Raw genomic sequence first — 17,555 nt, 5'->3', positions numbered from 1 at the left:
GATGCGCACCCGGACCGTCTCGCCGTCCCCTCTGCTTCCTCTGCCTCCCTTGGCCGTCCGGGCCGCCTGGGCGGACTTCAGGGCGGCGGCGAGGGCGGCTCCGCTGCCGGGCGGAACGCGGATCAGGGCGCGGGCCCAGTGCTCACCGGGTGGGGGCGTGCCCGGGCGGCTGGAGCGACCCGGAGGTGTGACCGGGAGTGGGACGGGTCCCAGCACCTCCGCCTCACGCGGCAGTTCGACGGTCCGGAGGAAATCGGTCACCGTCTCCTCCTGGCCGGACACGGCCGCCATGCGGGACACCGGCGGGAAACCCAGCTCCGCGCGTTCGGCCAGCTCCCGTACCGCGTGGCCGACGGGGTCCCACCGCACCAGGGCCTGCACGGGCCGCAGTGTCGGCTCGGCGACGACGACCACGGTGCCGCCCTCCTCCTGCGGCCGCACCAGCGCGGCGGCCGCGATCCAGCGCCGCAGCGCGTCCTCGCCCGCCCGCAGGTCGGGCCGCGAGAGCATGGCCCAGCCGTCCAGCAGCAGCGCGGCCGCGTAACCGCCCTCGGCGACCGGCTCGGCGCCCGGTGTGCTCACCACGAGCGCGGGCGTGCCCGGCACCGTGTCCAGCACGTGCTCGCGCCCCGAGGTCCGCACCGGCACGGCGGGAAAGGCCCGCCCCAGCTCCTCTGCGGTCCGCCGGGCCCCGACGACCTGGGCACGCAACCGGAACGCGCCGCACTCCGGGCAGTGCCAGGCGGCTTCCTCCCACCCGCACCACCCGCACCGCGGCGCCCCGGCGTCCTGTGCCTGCAGGGGCCCGGCGCAGTGCCGGCAGCGCGCGGGCTCCCGGCAGCGCGCGCAGGCCATCCGCGGCACATAGCCCCGGCGGGGCACCTGCACCAGCACGGGCCCGTACCGCAGTCCCTCCCTGGCCGCCTGCCAGGCGAGCGACGGCAGCCGCGCGGCCCGGGCGGCCTCGTCGCGCGCGAGGTCGCCGTCGCTCACGGTGCGCACGAGCGGAGCCGTCCGCCGCACCTGCTGCCGCGCCGCGATCAGCGGCCCGGCCCAGCCGCTCTCGACGAGCTGTGCCGCCTCCACCGTGCAGCCCCAACTTCCCAGCAGGAAACCGCACTTGTCCTGCGCGGCGCGCAACAGCAGCACCTCTCGGACGTGCGGCTGCGGCGCGTGCTGCTCGCTGTGGCTGTCGTCCCCGTCGTCCCAGAGCGCCACCAGCCCGAGATCCCGCACCGGTGCGAACATGGCCGCCCGCGTCCCCAACACGGCCCGCACGGAGCCCCTGCGCACCGCCAGCCACTGCCGGTACCGCTTCTCGGGCCCCGCCTCGGCGGTGAGCAGCGCGTGCCGTCCCTCGCCCAGGACGGCGGTCAGCGCGGCGTCCACCCGGGCGGCGGCCCTCCCGTCCGGTACGACCACGAGCGCGCCCCGTCCCGAGGCCAGCGCGGCGGCGACCGCGCGGGCCAGCTCCTCGCTCCACTCGGGCCCGGGCAGCGCGTTCCACACGGCACGCGGCGAGCCGCCCCCGGCCAGCGCCTCCAGGAAGGCCGGCCCCCGCTCGTACCGGGTCCAGGAGCCCGCGTCGGGCGCGGACGGAGGCGGCAGCGGTGCGGGGGAGGGCCGTTGCTCGGCCCGGGCGCTGCGCGGCGGCACAGCGAGCTGCAGGATGTCGGCGACACTGCCCGCGTACCGGTCGGCGACGGCCCGCGCGAGGCCCAGCAGCTCCTCGCTGAGCACGGGTTCGGGCGACACGACCTGGGCGAGCGCGGCCAGCGGTCCGGAGTAGTCCGACTCGGCCCGGCGCTCGATCAGGTACCCGTCGATGAGGCCGCCGCCCTCGCGCCGCCCCTCCCGCACCCGGTGCCGTCCGGCCCCGAAACGCACCCGCACCCGCACCCCGGGCTGCGCGTCGGCGTCCAGCTCGGCCGGCACCGCGTAATCGAAGTACCGGTCGAGGTGCAGCACGCCCTTGTCGACCAGCACCCGCGCCACGGGCAGTTCCTCGGCGAGCGCGGCCCCCCGCCAGGTCCGCGGCTTGGCCCGGGGTTCCCTGGCCTTGCGCACGCTCTCCCGGATGAGCGCGAGCTGCTCCGGCGGCGCCCCCGCGGCCCCGCCGTGCCCCGTACCGTTCTCGCTGCTCACGCCTGCATTCTTACCAAACGGGACTGACAACCGACGGCGCCCGGCCTCCGCGGTCCCCGCGGCCCCGGCACGCGCCGAGGCCCGGACCCCCGTGGGGGTCCGGGCCTCGTTCGGTCCTCGCGGCGTACCGGGCCCTACAGCCCCGCCGCCTCGCGCAGCGCGTCCACGCGGTCGGCGCGCTCCCAGGTGAAGTCGGGCAGCTCGCGGCCGAAGTGGCCGTAGGCCGCCGTCTGGGCGTAGATCGGGCGGAGCAGGTCGAGGTCGCGGATGATGGCGGCCGGACGCAGGTCGAAGACCTCGTCGATCGCCTTCTCGATCCGCTCCGGCTCCACCTTGTGGGTGCCGAAGGTCTCCACGAACAGACCCACCGGCTCGGCCTTGCCGATCGCGTACGCCACCTGCACCTCGCAGCGCGAGGCCAGACCGGCCGCCACCACGTTCTTGGCCACCCAGCGCATCGCGTACGCCGCCGAGCGGTCCACCTTGGACGGGTCCTTGCCGGAGAACGCGCCACCGCCGTGGCGGGCCATCCCGCCGTAGGTGTCGATGATGATCTTGCGGCCGGTCAGGCCCGCGTCCCCCATCGGCCCGCCGATCTCGAACCGGCCGGTGGGGTTGACCAGCAGACGGTAGCCCTCCGTCTCCAGCTTGATGCCGTCCTCCAGCAGCGCCCGCAGCTCCGGCTCCACGACGAACTCGCGGATGTCGGGCGCCAGCAGCGAGTCCAGGTCGATGTCGCTCGCGTGCTGCGAGGAGACGACCACCGTGTCCAGCCGGACCGCCTTGTCGCCGTCGTACTCGATGGTGACCTGCGTCTTGCCGTCGGGGCGCAGGTAGGGGATCGTGCCGTTCTTGCGCACGTCCGACAGCCGCTTGGACAGCCGGTGCGCCAGGAAGACCGGCAGCGGCATCAGCGTCGGCGTCTCGTCGGAGGCGTAGCCGAACATCAGGCCCTGGTCGCCCGCGCCCTGCCGGTCCAGCTCGTCCTCGTCCCCCTCCACCCGGGACTCGTACGCCGCGTCGACGCCCTGCGCGATGTCCGGGGACTGCGCGCCGATCGACACCGACACACCGCAGGAGGCGCCGTCGAAGCCCTTCTTGGAGGAGTCGTAGCCGATCTCGAGGATCTTGTTGCGGACCAGGGTCGCGATGTCCGCGTAGGCCTTGGTCGTGACCTCGCCGGCCACGTGCACCAGGCCGGTGGTGATCAGTGTCTCCACGGCGACCCGAGAGGTCGGGTCCTCGCGCAGCAGCGCGTCGAGAATGGAGTCGCTGATCTGGTCAGCGATCTTGTCGGGGTGACCTTCGGTCACGGACTCCGAGGTGAACAGGCGACGGGACACAACGCTCCCTGGGGTTGCAGCGGCTGCTGGCTGATCATTGGTGGACGACACGGGGGCTGCGCCCGGCGTCGTCCGCGAACAGTTTATCGGTCGCGCCCGGCCACCGCCCCACCTGTCTCGCCTCTCGGGAGCGCCGTGACCTGCGGCACGGGCATTCTGCCCAACGCCCGGCGGCCTTGGCCAGGGTACTCACACGCCGTCCGGAAGGTTTTCCGCAAGGCCGCGGGGCACGGGAGGCGCTCAGCCCAGCCGGGCGGCCACGAGGTCCCACACGGTCTCGGCCAGGGCTTCCTTCGGGCCGTGCGGAACAGGGGTTTCACCGCCGTCGGCGGCCAGCACCACGGCCTCGGTCTCCTCCGCGCCGAAGGTCTTGCGTTCCCCCACCTCGTTGACCACGAGCAGGTCGCAGCCCTTGCGCGCGAGTTTCCTGCGGCCGTTGGCGAGGACGTCGTCGGTCTCGGCGGCGAAGCCCACGATCACCTGTCCGGGCCTCGCCCGGTCGGCCGACACCTCCGCGAGGACGTCCGGATTGCGCACCAGGGCGATGGGCTCGGGTTCCTGGCCGTCCTTCTTCTTGATCTTGCCGGTCGCGTAGCTCGCGGGGCGGAAGTCGGCGACGGCGGCGGCCATGACCACCGCGTCGGCGTCCGCGGCCGCCTTCAGCACCGCCTCCCGCAGCTGCACGGCCGTACCGACCCGGACGACGTCCACGCCCGCCGGGTCCGGCAGGTGGGTGTTCGCGGCGACCAGCGTGACCCGGGCGCCCCGGGCCGCCGCGGTGCGCGCGAGGGCGTAGCCCTGCTTGCCCGAGGAGCGGTTGCCGAGGAAGCGGACGGGGTCCAGGGGCTCGCGGGTGCCGCCGGCGCTGACGACGACGTGCCGGCCGGCGAGGTCGGGCTCGCTCGCCCCCCGGGCGAGGACGCGGCGGCAGACCTCGAAGATCTCCCCCGGGTCGGGCAGCCGGCCCTTGCCGGTGTCGGCACCGGTCAGCCGGCCGACCGCCGGTTCGACGACGACCGCGCCGCGGCGGCGCAGCGTGGCCACGTTCTCCTGGGTGGCCGGGTGCTCCCACATCTCCGTGTGCATGGCGGGGGCGAAGACCACCGGGCAGCGGGCGGTGAGCAGGGTGTTGGTCAGAAGGTCGTCGGCGAGGCCGTGGGCGGCCCTGGCCAGCGTGTCCGCCGTGGCCGGGGCCACGACGACCAGGTCGGCCTGCTGGCCGATGCGCACGTGCGGGACCTCGTGCACGTCGTCCCAGACCTCGGTGGAGACGGGGTTGCCGGACAGGGCGGACCAGGTGGCCGCGCCGACGAAGTGCAGTGCGGAGGCCGTGGGGACGACCCGCACGTCGTGCCCCGACTCGGTCAGTCTGCGCAACAGCTCGCACGCCTTGTACGCGGCGATGCCGCCACTGACCCCCAGAACGACCTTGGGCTTGCTCACTGGGCCTCCCCGCACTCGACACACGCGCCGCGGCTCGTCGGCGTACGCGTTCCATGACACACCACAGGCCCGGCAATCACGCCGCCGGGCCTGTGGAAAAAGCTATTGCGATCTGCAGATATGACTTACTGCCCCGGGCCCTCGACGGCCTCGGACGTCAGCAGACCCGCGTTGATCTCCCGCAGGGCGATGGAGAGCGGCTTCTCGTGGACGTGGGTGTCGACGAGCGGACCGACGTACTCGAGGAGGCCCTCGCCGAGCTGCGAGTAGTACGCGTTGATCTGGCGGGCCCGCTTGGCCGCGTAGATCACGAGGCTGTACTTCGAGTCGGTGGCCTCGAGGAGCTCGTCGATCGGCGGGTTGATGATGCCCTCGGGCGCGGAGATGGAAGAGGACACGCTCTACCTTCCGATGGATGGGAAAGAATCAGTCGGTGCGACCGTCACGGCGACTGTCACTGTCTCTGCCACGGTCCCTGTCACGATCACACAACGTCCATCAAGGCTAGCAGCTCGCGCGCCACGTCCTCGACGGAGGTGTTGACCAGGGTCTCGTCGAACTCCGACTCGGCCGCGAGCTCGGTCTTCGCCACTCGCAGCCGGCGCTCGATCACCTCGGGCGGCTCGGTCCCCCGCCCGGTGAGCCGGCGTACGAGCTCCTCCCAGGAGGGAGGCGCCAGGAACACCAGCCGGCCCTCGGGCATGGACTCGCGGACCTGCCGGGCCCCCTGGAGGTCGATCTCCAGCAGGACCGGCACACCGGCCTCCAGGCGCTCCAGCACGGGGGCGCGCGGCGTGCCGTAGCGGTTGCCCGCGAACTCGGCCCACTCCAGCAGCTCGCCGTTGGCGATCAGCTTGTCCATCTCGTCGTCGGTGACGAAGAAGTAGTGGACGCCGTGCTGCTCACCGGGGCGGGGCTTGCGGGTCGTCGCGGACACCGACAGCCAGACCTCGGGGTGTTCCTTGCGCATATGAGCGACGACCGTGCTCTTGCCGACCCCCGAGGGGCCGGAGAGCACGGTCAGCCGCGGACGTGCGTCCGGGGGTACGGGGGGTGTCCCCCGGGGTGTTACAGCCATGCGGCGATTATTCCAGCAATCCCGGAGTGCCCGGGACTCCCTCCCGCAGGGCCCGGGTCAGGAACCAGTGCTGCCGAACTCACGCTCCAGGGAGGCGATCTGGTTGGAGCCGAGGCCGCGCACCCGGCGGCTCTCGGAGATGCCGAGTCGTTCCATGATCTGCTTGGCGCGGACCTTGCCCACGCCCGGCAGCGACTCGAGCAGGGCGGACACCTTCATCTTGCCGATGACGTCGTTTTCCTGGCCCTGCTTGATGACCTCGTGCAGGGAGGCGCCGGAGTGCTTGAGTCGATTCTTGACCTCGGCCCGCTCCCGGCGAGCCGCGGCGGCCTTTTCGAGCGCGGCTGCGCGCTGTTCAGGGGTAAGGGGCGGAAGAGCCACGCCTACGTCACCTCGGATGTCGAACTGTCGGATACGGACCGGTGAGGAACCTAGTCGCCCCACACCTGGGGAGCCACGAGCAACACGCTTGCCCGTTCTCCCCCACTGCCTTGAGGGCGTGGGAGGTGCCCCCACTCGACGGAGACTAGCGGTCGAGGGCGCCTGAGTCAGCGAGAACAGCGGAAAAGTCCTGGTCAGCCTCCGTCAGGTCGGACATTTAGAACATACTGCCCTTGATTCGGGGGCGCATCCAGACCCGGGCACGTCCCCGACCGCCCGTCCGGTCCTCAGCCCGCGGCCGTCGCGCCCCGGATCTCCTCCACGAAACGTTCCGTGGCGTCACGCAGCGCCACCACATCGGGACCGTGACGAAGAACACCCCGGCTGACGCTCGGGACCACATTGCGCACCGCGGCCCCGAAGACCCGTGGGAGATCGGCCGGCGTCGCTCCCTGGGCGCCGATGCCGGGGGCGAGGAGCGGACCGCCCACCTGGAGGTCGTACGACGACAGGTCACCGAGCGTGGCGCCCACCACGGCGCCGAAGGAGCCCAGCGGGCTCTGCCCGGCGTTCTCCTCGGCGAGGTGCGCGAGCACGGTCGCGCCCACGGTGCGGCCGTCGGGCCGTACGGCGTGCTGGACCTCCGCGCCCTCCGGGTTGGAGGTCAGCGCCAGCACGAACAGGCCCGCGCCGCTCTCCCGCGCCAGGTCGACCGCGGGCCTCAGCGAGCCGTATCCGAGGTAGGGCGAGACGGTCAGCGCGTCCGAGAACAGCGGTGCGTCCTTGCGCAGGAACGACTCGGCGTAGGCGGCCATGGTCGAGCCGATGTCGCCGCGCTTGGCGTCCATGATCACCAGCGCGCCCGCCGCCCTCGCCTCCTCGACCGTCCTCTCCAGGACGGCGACGCCGCGCGAGCCGAAGCGCTCGAAGAAGGCGCTCTGCGGCTTCAGGGCGGCGACCCGGTCGGCGACCGCCTCCACCACCGTGCGGCTGAACCGCTCCAGACCGGCCACGTCGTCGGTCAGGCCCCACTCGGCGAGCAGGGACGCGTGCGGGTCGATGCCCACGCACAGCGGGCCGCGCTCGTCCATGGCGCGGCGCAGCCGCGCGCCGAAGGGTTCCATCGGGCTCATGCCGTCGTTCCTGCCTTCTTCACATCGGCGCCGACCGCGTCGGCGAGGGTGGCGTACGGGCTGTCGCGCAGGCGCGCGGCGAGCCCCTGGTGAACGGCGCGGGACCAGAAGGGCCCCTGGTAGACGAAGGCGCTGTAGCCCTGGACCAGCGTGGCACCGGCCAGGATGCGCTGCCAGGCGTCCTCGGCGGTCTCGACGCCGCCCACGCCGACCAGCGTGACGCGGTCGCCCACGCGCGCGTAGAGGCGGCGCAGCACCTCGAGGGAGCGGGCCTTCAGGGGCGCTCCGGAGAGTCCGCCGGTCTCCTTGACCAGCGAGGGCGCGGAGGCCAGGCCGAGTCCCTCGCGCGCGATGGTGGTGTTGGTGGCGATGATCCCGTCCAGGCCGAGCTCCACGGCCAGATCGGCGACGGCGTCGACGTCCTCGTCGGCGAGGTCCGGCGCGATCTTCACCAGCAGCGGCACCCGGCGGTCCGGCACGACCCGGTCGGCGGCCTCGCGCACGGCGCTCAGCAGCGGGCGCAGCGTCTCGGTGGCCTGCAGGTCGCGCAGGCCGGGGGTGTTCGGCGAGGAGACGTTGACGACCAGGTAGTCGGCGTACGGTGCCAGCCGCTCGGTGGACTTGACGTAGTCGCCGACGGCCTCCTCCTCCGGGACGACCTTGGTCTTGCCGATGTTGACGCCCACCACGGTCCTGAACACGGGCGTACGCGAGGCCAGGCGCGCGGCGACGGCGAGCGAGCCCTCGTTGTTGAAGCCCATGCGGTTGATGAGCGCGCGGTCCGCGACCAGCCGGAACAGCCGCTTCTTCGGGTTGCCGGGCTGCGGCTCCCCCGTCACCGTGCCGATCTCCACGTGGTCGAAGCCCAGCATCGACATCCCGTCGATCGCGACGGCGTTCTTGTCGAAGCCGGCGGCGAGCCCGAACGGGCCGTGCATCCGCAGCCCGAGGGCCTCGGTGCGCAGCTCCTTGCGTCGGGGGGCGAGCACGGCCGCGACGAAGGTGCGCAGCACCGGGATGCGGACGGCGAGCCGGATCCAGCGGAAGGCCAGGTGGTGGGCCTGCTCCGGATCCATCCGCTGGAACACCAGACGGAAGAAGAGTTTGTAGATCACTGGGTCCTCGGGGTCCTCATGGTCCTCGTGAAGCGTGGTCCTCGTGAAGAGGGGGACACCGTTTCCGGTGTCCCCCTCGGGGCCGCTAGTCGCGGGTGGCGGTCAGGAAGCTTGCGTGTTCCTGGAGGGAGCGGACGTCGACGTCGCCGTGGTGGAGGGCGTCGATGCCCTGGACCGCGGCGGCCAGGGCCTGGACGGTGGTCAGGCAGGGCAGGGCGCGGGCCACGGCGGCGGTGCGGATCTCGTAGCCGTCCAGGCGGCCGCCGGTGCCGTAGGGGGTGTTGACGATGAGGTCGACCTGGCCGTCGTGGATGAGCTGGACGATGGTCTTCTCGCCGTTGGGGCCGGGGCCGTCGGACTGCTTGCGCACCACGGTGGCGTGGATGCCGTTGCGCTTGAGGACCTCGGCGGTGCCGGAGGTGGCCAGCAGTTCGAAGCCGTGGGCGACCAGTTCACGGGCCGGGAAGATCATCGACCGCTTGTCCCGGTTGGCGACCGAGATGAAGGCGCGGCCCTGGGTCGGCAGCGGGCCGTAGGCGCCGGCCTGCGACTTGGCGTAGGCGGTGCCGAAGACGGAGTCGATGCCCATCACCTCGCCGGTGGAGCGCATCTCCGGGCCGAGGACGGTGTCGACGCCGCGCCCGGAGGTGTCCCGGAAGCGGCTCCAGGGCAGCACCGCCTCCTTGACGGAGATCGGCGCGTCCAGCGGCAGGGTGCCGCCGTCGCCGGTCTTGGGCAGCAGGCCCTCCGCGCGCAGCTCGGCGACGGTGGCGCCCAGCGAGATCCGGGCGGCGGCCTTGGCCAGCGGCACGGCGGTGGCCTTGGAGGTGAAGGGCACCGTGCGGGAGGCGCGCGGGTTGGCCTCCAGGACGTAGAGGACGTCGCCGGACAGCGCGAACTGGATGTTGATCAGGCCGCGCACCCCGACGCCGCGGGCGATGGCCTCGGTGGAGGTGCGCAGCCGCTTGATGTCGTGCCCGCCCAGGGTGATCGGGGGCAGCGCGCACGCCGAGTCGCCGGAGTGGATGCCGGCCTCCTCGATGTGCTCCATCACGCCGCCCAGGTACAGCTCCTGGCCGTCGTAGAGGGCGTCGACGTCGATCTCTATGGCGTCGTCCAGGAACCGGTCCACCAGCACCGGCCGGGCGGGGCCGATCTCGGTGGACTCGGCGATGTAGGCCGCCAGCCGCGCCTCGTCGTAGACGATCTCCATGCCGCGCCCGCCCAGCACGTAGGAGGGGCGGACCAGGACCGGGTAGCCGATCTCGTCGGCGATGTTCTTGGCCTGGGCGAAGGTGGTGGCGGTGCCGTGTTTGGGGGCGGGCAGCCCGGCCTCGGCCAGCACCCGGCCGAAGGCGCCCCGGTCCTCGGCGGCGTGGATGGCCTCCGGGGGGGTGCCGACGATCGGCACGCCGTTGTCCTTCAGCGCCTGGGCCAGGCCCAGCGGGGTCTGCCCGCCCAGCTGGACGACGACGCCGGCGACCGGGCCGGCCCGCCGCTCGGCGTGCACGATCTCCAGCACGTCCTCCAGGGTGAGCGGCTCGAAGTACAGCCGGTCGGAGGTGTCGTAGTCGGTGGAGACGGTCTCCGGGTTGCAGTTGACCATCACCGTCTCGTACCCGGCGTCGGACAGCGCGAAGGAGGCGTGCACGCAGGAGTAGTCGAACTCGATGCCCTGGCCGATCCGGTTGGGCCCGGAGCCCAGGATGATCACCGCGGGCTTCTCCCGCGGGGCGACCTCGCTCTCCTCGTCGTAGGAGGAGTAGAAGTACGGCGTCTTCGCGGCGAACTCGGCGGCGCAGGTGTCGACCGTCTTGTAGACCGGGCGGATGCCCAGCGCGTGCCGCACCTCGCGCACCACGTCCTCGCGCAGGCCGCGGATCTCGCCGATCTGCTGGTCGGAGAAGCCGTGCCGCTTGGCGTCGGCGAGGACCTCGGCGGTCAGCTCGGGCGCCTCGGCCAGCTCGTCGGCGACCTCCTTGATCAAGAACAGCTGGTCGACGAACCACGGGTCGATCCGGGTGGTGTCGAAGACCTCCTGCGGCGTGGCGCCCGCCCGGATGGCCTGCATGACCGCGTTGATCCGCCCGTCGGTCGGGCGGACGGCCGCCCGCAGCAGCTCGTGCCTGTCGCCGGGTTCGCCGACGAAGGTGAACTGGCTGCCCTTCTTCTCCAGCGAACGCAGCGCCTTCTGGAAGGCCTCGGTGAAGTTGCGGCCGATGGCCATCGCCTCGCCCACCGACTTCATCGTGGTGGTCAGCGTGGAGTCCGCGGAGGGGAACTTCTCGAAGGCGAACCGGGGCGCCTTGACCACCACGTAGTCCAGCGCCGGCTCGAAGGAGGCCGGGGTCTCCTGCGTGATGTCGTTGGGGATCTCGTCCAGGGTGTAGCCCACGGCGAGCTTGGCGGCGATCTTGGCGATGGGGAAACCGGTCGCCTTCGACGCCAGCGCCGAGGAACGCGACACCCGCGGGTTCATCTCGATGACGATGACCCGCCCGTCCTCCGGGTTCACCGCGAACTGGATGTTGCAGCCGCCGGTGTCCACACCGACCTCGCGGATCACCGCGATGCCGATGTCGCGCAGGATCTGGTACTCGCGGTCGGTCAGCGTCATCGCCGGGGCCACGGTGATGGAGTCACCGGTGTGCACGCCCATCGGGTCGAAGTTCTCGATGGAGCAGACGACCACGACGTTGTCGTGCCGGTCGCGCATCAGCTCCAGCTCGTACTCCTTCCAGCCCAGGATCGACTCCTCCAGCAGCACCTCGGTGGTCGGCGAGAGCGCCAGACCCTGGCCGGCGATGCGGCGCAGCTCCTCCTCGTCGTGCGCGAAGCCGGAGCCGGCACCGCCCATGGTGAAGGAGGGACGCACCACGACCGGGTAGCCGCCGAGCCCCTCGACACCGGCCAGGACCTCGTCCATGGTGTGGCAGATCACCGAGCGGGCGGACTCGCCGTGCCCGATCCGCTGCCGGACGGCCTCCACCACCTCCTTGAACCGGTCACGGTCCTCGCCCCGGTGGATGGCCTCCACATTGGCGCCAATCAGCTCCACCCCGTACTTGGCCAGCACGCCGTTGTCGTGCAGCGCGATCGCGGTGTTCAGCGCCGTCTGGCCGCCCAGGGTGGGCAGCAGGGCGTCCGGGCGCTCCCTGGCGATGATCTTCTCGACGAACTCCGGGGTGATCGGCTCGACGTAGGTGGCATCCGCGATCTCCGGGTCGGTCATGATCGTCGCCGGGTTGGAGTTCACCAGGACCACCCGCAGGCCCTCGGCCCTCAACACGCGGCACGCCTGGGTGCCGGAGTAGTCGAACTCCGCGGCCTGGCCGATGACGATCGGGCCGGAGCCGATGACCAGGACGGACTGGATATCGGTGCGCTTAGGCACGCTGGCCCTCCAACAGGGAGACGAAACGGTCGAACAGGTAGGCGGCGTCGTGCGGCCCCGCGGCCGCCTCGGGGTGGTACTGGACGCTGAAGGCCGGCCGGTCCAGCAGCCGCAGCCCCTCCACCACGTTGTCATTGAGACAGACGTGGGAGACCTCCACCCGGCCAAAGGGCGTGTCGCAGACCCGGTCGATGGGCGCATCCACCGCGAAGCCGTGGTTGTGCGCGGTGACCTCCACCTTGCCGGTCGCCCGGTCCCGCACCGGCTGGTTGATGCCACGGTGGCCGTACTTCAGCTTGTAGGTGCCAAACCCCAGCGCCCGGCCCAGGAGCTGGTTGCCGAAACAGATACCGAACAGCGGCGTGCCCCGCTCCAGCACCCCCCGCACCACCGAGACGGGGTGGTCCGCGGTGGCCGGATCGCCCGGCCCGTTGGAGAAGAACACCCCGTCCGGCCCCACCGCGTACACCTCCTCCAGCGTGGCCGCGGCCGGCAGCACATGCACCTCGATGCCCCGCTCGGCCATCCGCCGCGGGGTCATGCCCTTGATGCCCAGATCGACCGCCGCGACGGTGAACCTCTTCTCACCGACCGCCGGCACGACGTACGCCTCCCGGGTCGCCACCTCCGCCGACAGGTCCGCACCCTCCATCCGGGGCGCCCGACGGACCCGGGCCAGCAACGCGGCCTCGTCCCCGATCGCCCCGCCGGAGAAGATGCCCACCCGCATCGCCCCCTGCTCGCGCAGGTGACGGGTCAGCGCGCGGGTGTCGACGCCGCTGATACCGACCACACCCTGCGCGGCCAGCTCCTCGTCCAGACCGCGCTGGGCCCGCCAGCTGGACGGCCGCCGCGCCGGATCGCGCACCACGTACCCGGACACCCAGATCCGCGGCGACTCCCGGTCCTCGTCGTTGACCCCGGTATTGCCCACGTGCGGAGCCGTCATCACGACCACCTGACGGTGGTACGACGGATCGGTGAGCGTCTCCTGGTAACCGGTCATCCCGGTGGAGAACACCGCCTCACCGAACGTCTCCCCCACCGCCCCGTAGGCACGGCCGCGGAAGACCCGGCCGTCCTCCAGAACGAGTACGGCGGGAGCCGCCCTGTGCCTCTGCGAGGCGGTCCCCTGGCTGGAGGTGGTCATCGTTCGGCGCCTTCCGTGCTGTGCTTTTCGGTCAGGGAGTTCAGGGCTTCGACCCACGCGGGGTGCTCGGCCGCCCGGTCGGAGCGGAACCCGGAGTCGATCAGCCGTTCGCCGTGCGCCCAGGTCACGATCAGCAGTCCGCCCTCGGTGAGGACCTTGCCGGCGATGCCCTTGTCGAGCCGGGCCCCGCGCAGCTGTGCGGCGGGGACGAAGAAGTCGGTGGCTCCGGGGCGTACAACGTCCAGGCCGGCGTCCGTCAGGGTCAGCTCGGCCCGGCTGCGGGTGCCCAGGCCGTGGGCCACGATGCGGTCCAGCCACTGGTTGGCGGTGGTGGAGCCGTGGTAGCGGCCGGTCGTCGTCAGTCGCGGCTCACCGGGGTCCTCCGGCGCGCTCGGCAGCTCGGGCAGGTCGCCCTGGAGGGTGCCGCGCCACTTCCAGCCCTCGCGCATCAGCCAGTAGACGAGGGCGACGAACAGGGCGAGGCCGACCAGCCAGCCGATGCGGGCGGCCCAGTCGGTGACCTCGGCCGACTTCCCTTCGGCGGCGAGGCCGGTCGCGAACAGATGTGCAGGTGTCACGTGAGCTTCCCGTCGACGAGCGTGGCCTTGCCCCGGAGCCACGTGTGGGTGACACGGCCCGGCAGCTCACGTCCCTCGTAGGGGGTGTTGCGGCTGCGTGAGGCGAAGCCCGCGGGGTCCACCTGCCCACGGTATGCCGTGTCGACCAGGGTGAGGTTCGCGGGCTCACCTGCCGAGACGGGGCGGCCGTGGCCGGTGGCCTGTCCGATGCGGGCGGGCTGGAAGGACATGCGGTCGGCGACGCCGGCCCAGTCCAGCAGGCCCGTGTCGACCATGGTCTCCTGGACCACCGACAGCGCGGTCTCCAGGCCGACCATGCCCATGGCGGCGGCGGCCCACTCGCAGTCCTTGTCCTCGTGCGGGTGGGGGGCGTGGTCGGTGGCGACGATGTCGATGGTGCCGTCGGCGAGCGCCTCGCGCAGGGCGTGCACATCGCGCTCGGTGCGCAGCGGCGGGTTCACCTTGTAGACCGGGTTGTAGGTGCGCACCAGCTCGTCGGTCAGCAGCAGGTGGTGCGGGGTGACCTCGGCGGTGACCCGGATGCCGCGGGACTTGGCCCAGCGGACGATCTCGACGCTTCCGGCGGTCGACAGGTGGCAGATGTGGACGCGGGAGCCGACGTGGTCGGCGAGCAGCACGTCGCGGGCGATGACCGACTCCTCGGCGACGGCCGGCCAGCCGCCGAGCCCCAGCTCGGCGGAGACGACGCCCTCGTTCATCTGGGCGCCCTCGGTCAGCCGCGGTTCCTGGGCGTGCTGGGCGACGACGCCGCCGAAGGCCTTCACGTACTCCAGCGCCCGGCGCATGATCACCGCGTCGTCGACGCACTTGCCGTCGTCGGAGAAGACGGTCACCCCGGCGGCCGACTCGTGCATGGCGCCGAGCTCGGCGAGCTTCCTGCCCTCCAGGCCGACGGTGACGGCGCCGACGGGCCGGACGTCGCAGTAGCCGTGCTCCCGGCCGAGCCGCCAGACCTGCTCGACGACGCCGGCGGTGTCGGCGACGGGGAAGGTGTTGGCCATGGCGAACACGGCGGTGTAGCCGCCGGAGGCGGCGGCGCGGGTGCCGGTGAGCACGGTCTCGGAGTCCTCGCGGCCCGGCTCGCGCAGATGGGTGTGCAGGTCGACCAGGCCCGGCAGCAGGACCTTGCCGTCGGCCTCGACGACCTCGGCACCCTCCGCGTCCAGGCCCGTGCCCACCTCGGCGATCGTCTCGCCGTCGATCAGCACGTCCTGGGGCTCGCCGCCGAGCACCTTCGCACCACGGATCAGGATCTTGCTCATGTCTGTTTACTTCTCCTCGGTGGTGCGGGCGGTGAGGGCGGTTTCGTTGCCGCCGAGCAGCAGGTACAGCACGGCCATGCGGATGGAGACGCCGTTGGTGACCTGCTCGACGGCCGTGCAGCGCTCGGAGTCGGCGACCTGGGCGGTGATCTCCATGCCCCGGACCATCGGGCCGGGGTGCATCACGAGGGCGTGCTCGGGCATCCGCGCCATGCGGTCGCTGTCGAGGCCGTAGCGCCGGGAGTACTCGCGCTCGGTGGGGAAGAAGGCGGCGTTCATGCGCTCGCGCTGGACGCGCAGCATCATCACCGCGTCGGACTTGGGCAGCGTGACGTCGAGGTCGTAGGAGACCTCGCAGGGCCAGGACTCGACGCCGACGGGCAGCAGGGTGGGCGGGGCGACGAGGGTGACCTCGGCGCCGAGGGTGTGCAGCAGGTCGACGTTGGAGCGGGCGACCCTGCTGTGCAGCACGTCGCCGACGACGGTGACGCGCCTGCCGGACAGGTCCTGGCCGAGGCCCGCGTCCCGGCCGACCAGCCGGCGGCGCATGGTGAAGGCGTCGAGCAGGGCCTGGGTGGGGTGCTGGTGGGTTCCGTCACCGGCGTTGATGACGGCGGCGTCGATCCAGCCGGAGTTGGCCAGCCGGTACGGGGCTCCGGAGGCGCCGTGCCGGATGACGACGGCGTCGACGCCCATCGCCTCCAGGGTCTGGGCGGTGTCCTTCAGGGACTCGCCCTTGGACACCGACGAACCCTTGGCGGTGAAGTTGATGACGTCCGCGGACAGCCGCTTCTCGGCGGCCTCGAAGGAGATCCGGGTGCGGGTGGAGTCCTCGAAGAAGAGGTTGACGACGGTGCGGCCGCGCAGGGTCGGCAGCTTCTTGATCGGCCGGTCGGCGACCCGGGCCATCTCCTCGGCGGTGTCGAGGATCAGGACGGCGTCGTCGCGGGAGAGGTCGGCGGCCGAGATGAGATGACGCTGCATCTGTCAGGCTCCGTAGGGCAGTTCATTCAGGAAGCGGGGTCTGGGCACGCGGCGGCGGCCGCTTGTGCCACAGCCCCGGAGGGCACGGCCGGGCAGGCGGGCGTGCGGGGGCACGCGCGCGGCGCGTACGGCGTCGCGTACGCGCGCGTGGCTACGGCTGCCGCTCGCCCGGGGCGGCCGGCTTGGCGCCGAGCAGCACGGTGTCGCGACCGTCCTCCTCGGTGACCAGGACCTTGACCGTCTCCCGCAGCGACGTGGGGAGGTTCTTGCCGACGTAGTCGGCGCGGATGGGCAGTTCGCGGTGGCCGCGGTCGACCAGGACGGCGAGCTGCACCGCGCGCGGGCGGCCGATGTCGTTCAGGGCGTCGAGGGCGGCGCGGATGGTGCGGCCGGAGAAGAGCACGTCGTCGACGAGGACGACCAGGCGGCCGTCGATGCCGTCCCCGGGGATCTCGGTGCGGGCCAGCGCGCGCGGGGGCTGCAGGCGCAGGTCGTCGCGGTACATGGTGATGTCGAGCGAACCGCAGAGGACCTCGCGCTCGGTGATCTGCTCGAGCTTGGCGGCGAGCCGCTGGGCGAGGAAGACACCTCGGGTGGGAATGCCGAGGAGCACCACGTCGTCGGCGCCCTTGGCGCGCTCGACGATCTCATGGGCGATACGGGTCAGCACGCGTGCGATGTCGGGGCCCTCGAGAACGGGCCGCGCATCGGACGCATGCGTTTTCGCGTGTGTGTCCATACGAAACGGACCTCCTTCTCCGCCTCACGGGACGGACCTTAAAGGACGTCGGAATTGCGCCACACACGTTAGCAGGTGCCGGAGACCTCCCTGATCGCCCCCCTTGACGCAGCCCGCTGTCGTACCACGGAAGCAGCGGTGTGGACCATTCGGCTTGACGCGCGAGCGTCACGCTGCGTAACCTCACAGTGAGTTACCAGCCGCGCGACGGGAAACCAATCCAGTCGCGTCGACACAGTGTCCGGGGAGCCATATGTCCAGCGAATACGCCAAACAGCTCGGGGCCAAGCTCCGGGCGATCCGCACCCAGCAGGGCCTTTCCCTCCACGGTGTCGAGGAGAAGAGCCAGGGACGCTGGAAGGCGGTCGTGGTCGGTTCGTACGAGCGCGGCGACCGTGCCGTGACCGTGCAGCGCCTCGCCGAGCTGGCGGACTTCTACGGAGTCCCCGTGCAGGAGCTGCTGCCGGGTACCACCCCGGGCGGCGCCGCCGAGCCCCCGCCGAAGCTGGTCCTGGACCTGGAGCGGCTGGCCACGGTGCCGGCCGAGAAGGCGGGCCCGCTGCAGCGGTACGCGGCGACGATCCAGTCGCAGCGCGGTGACTACAACGGCAAGGTGCTCTCGATCCGCCAGGACGACCTGCGCACCCTCGCCGTCATCTACGACCAGTCGCCCTCGGTCCTCACCGAGCAGCTGATCGGCTGGGGCGTGCTGGACGCGGACGCGCGCCGCGCGGTGGCGTCCCACGAGGAGAGCTGACCGCCTGCGCGGACCGCTTGCGCGGCTTGCGC

Annotated in this window: 15 protein-coding genes; 1 reads left to right on the top strand and 14 read right to left on the bottom strand. The window is 72.1% G+C overall.

Annotated features, from left to right (window positions below):
* The 14 genes from RH94_RS00725 to pyrR form a co-directional block, all read right to left on the bottom strand.
* The coding region (locus tag RH94_RS00725; RefSeq protein ID WP_073945741.1) for a primosomal protein N' at positions 1-2,145 on the bottom strand (2,145 nt) is incomplete at its 3' end.
* 134 nt (positions 2,146-2,279) lie between these two features.
* On the bottom strand, positions 2,280-3,488 hold the full coding sequence (gene metK, locus RH94_RS00720; protein ID WP_073945740.1) for a methionine adenosyltransferase: 1,209 nt from the start codon (positions 3,486-3,488) through the stop codon (positions 2,280-2,282).
* A 240-nt stretch (positions 3,489-3,728) separates the two neighbouring features.
* Positions 3,729-4,931 (bottom strand): bifunctional phosphopantothenoylcysteine decarboxylase/phosphopantothenate--cysteine ligase CoaBC, encoded by a 1,203-nt coding sequence (gene coaBC, locus RH94_RS00715; protein WP_199880835.1) that lies wholly within the window; start codon positions 4,929-4,931, stop codon positions 3,729-3,731.
* 125 nt (positions 4,932-5,056) lie between these two features.
* Entirely contained in the window at positions 5,057-5,329 is a 273-nt protein-coding gene (gene rpoZ / locus RH94_RS00710; RefSeq protein ID WP_004933985.1) for a DNA-directed RNA polymerase subunit omega, read from the bottom strand.
* A gap of 86 nt (positions 5,330-5,415) precedes the next feature.
* A complete protein-coding gene (gmk, locus tag RH94_RS00705; RefSeq protein WP_073945738.1) occupies positions 5,416-6,009 on the bottom strand; it encodes a guanylate kinase in 594 nt (197 codons plus the stop codon).
* A 57-nt stretch (positions 6,010-6,066) separates the two neighbouring features.
* Complete coding sequence (locus RH94_RS00700; protein WP_003977346.1) at positions 6,067-6,390, bottom strand: integration host factor; 324 nt, start codon at positions 6,388-6,390, stop codon at positions 6,067-6,069.
* A 287-nt stretch (positions 6,391-6,677) separates the two neighbouring features.
* Positions 6,678-7,523 carry an orotidine-5'-phosphate decarboxylase gene (gene pyrF, locus RH94_RS00695; RefSeq protein WP_073945737.1) on the bottom strand — a complete coding sequence of 282 codons (846 nt, stop codon included), beginning with the start codon at positions 7,521-7,523 and terminating at the stop codon, positions 6,678-6,680.
* Positions 7,520-8,635, bottom strand: coding sequence for a quinone-dependent dihydroorotate dehydrogenase (locus RH94_RS00690; RefSeq protein ID WP_073945781.1), 1,116 nt, complete (start codon positions 8,633-8,635; stop codon positions 7,520-7,522). Before RH94_RS00690 ends, pyrF begins: the two co-directional genes overlap by 4 nt.
* An 88-nt stretch (positions 8,636-8,723) precedes the next feature.
* Complete coding sequence (gene carB / locus RH94_RS00685; protein WP_073945736.1) at positions 8,724-12,032, bottom strand: carbamoyl-phosphate synthase large subunit; 3,309 nt, start codon at positions 12,030-12,032, stop codon at positions 8,724-8,726.
* The gene (gene carA, locus RH94_RS00680; RefSeq protein WP_073945735.1) at positions 12,025-13,182 is read right to left on the bottom strand and encodes a glutamine-hydrolyzing carbamoyl-phosphate synthase small subunit; all 1,158 of its coding nucleotides are present in this window, start codon (positions 13,180-13,182) and stop codon (positions 12,025-12,027) included. Before carA ends, carB begins: the two co-directional genes overlap by 8 nt.
* On the bottom strand, positions 13,179-13,760 hold the full coding sequence (locus RH94_RS00675; RefSeq protein WP_073945734.1) for a PH-like domain-containing protein: 582 nt from the start codon (positions 13,758-13,760) through the stop codon (positions 13,179-13,181). The genes carA and RH94_RS00675 overlap by 4 nt, the downstream gene beginning before the upstream one ends.
* Complete coding sequence (locus RH94_RS00670) at positions 13,757-15,043, bottom strand: dihydroorotase (protein WP_073945733.1); 1,287 nt, start codon at positions 15,041-15,043, stop codon at positions 13,757-13,759. Before RH94_RS00670 ends, RH94_RS00675 begins: the two co-directional genes overlap by 4 nt.
* A 6-nt stretch (positions 15,044-15,049) precedes the next feature.
* A complete protein-coding gene (locus tag RH94_RS00665; RefSeq protein ID WP_073945732.1) occupies positions 15,050-16,027 on the bottom strand; it encodes an aspartate carbamoyltransferase catalytic subunit in 978 nt (325 codons plus the stop codon).
* Between the two features lie 151 nt (positions 16,028-16,178).
* Positions 16,179-16,766 carry a bifunctional pyr operon transcriptional regulator/uracil phosphoribosyltransferase PyrR gene (gene pyrR / locus RH94_RS00660; RefSeq protein WP_073945731.1) on the bottom strand — a complete coding sequence of 196 codons (588 nt, stop codon included), beginning with the start codon at positions 16,764-16,766 and terminating at the stop codon, positions 16,179-16,181.
* Between the two features lie 253 nt (positions 16,767-17,019).
* Here pyrR and bldD point away from each other — a divergent pair, with 253 nt between their 5' ends.
* On the top strand, positions 17,020-17,523 hold the full coding sequence (gene bldD / locus RH94_RS00655; RefSeq protein WP_073945730.1) for a transcriptional regulator BldD: 504 nt from the start codon (positions 17,020-17,022) through the stop codon (positions 17,521-17,523).
* Positions 17,524-17,555: the final 32 nt, after the last annotated feature.

Origin of the sequence: Streptomyces kebangsaanensis (assembly GCF_001906585.1) — a bacterium.
Taxonomy (GTDB): Bacteria; Actinomycetota; Actinomycetes; order Streptomycetales; family Streptomycetaceae; genus Streptomyces; species Streptomyces kebangsaanensis.
This window is presented reverse-complemented; position numbering and strand designations above follow the sequence as displayed.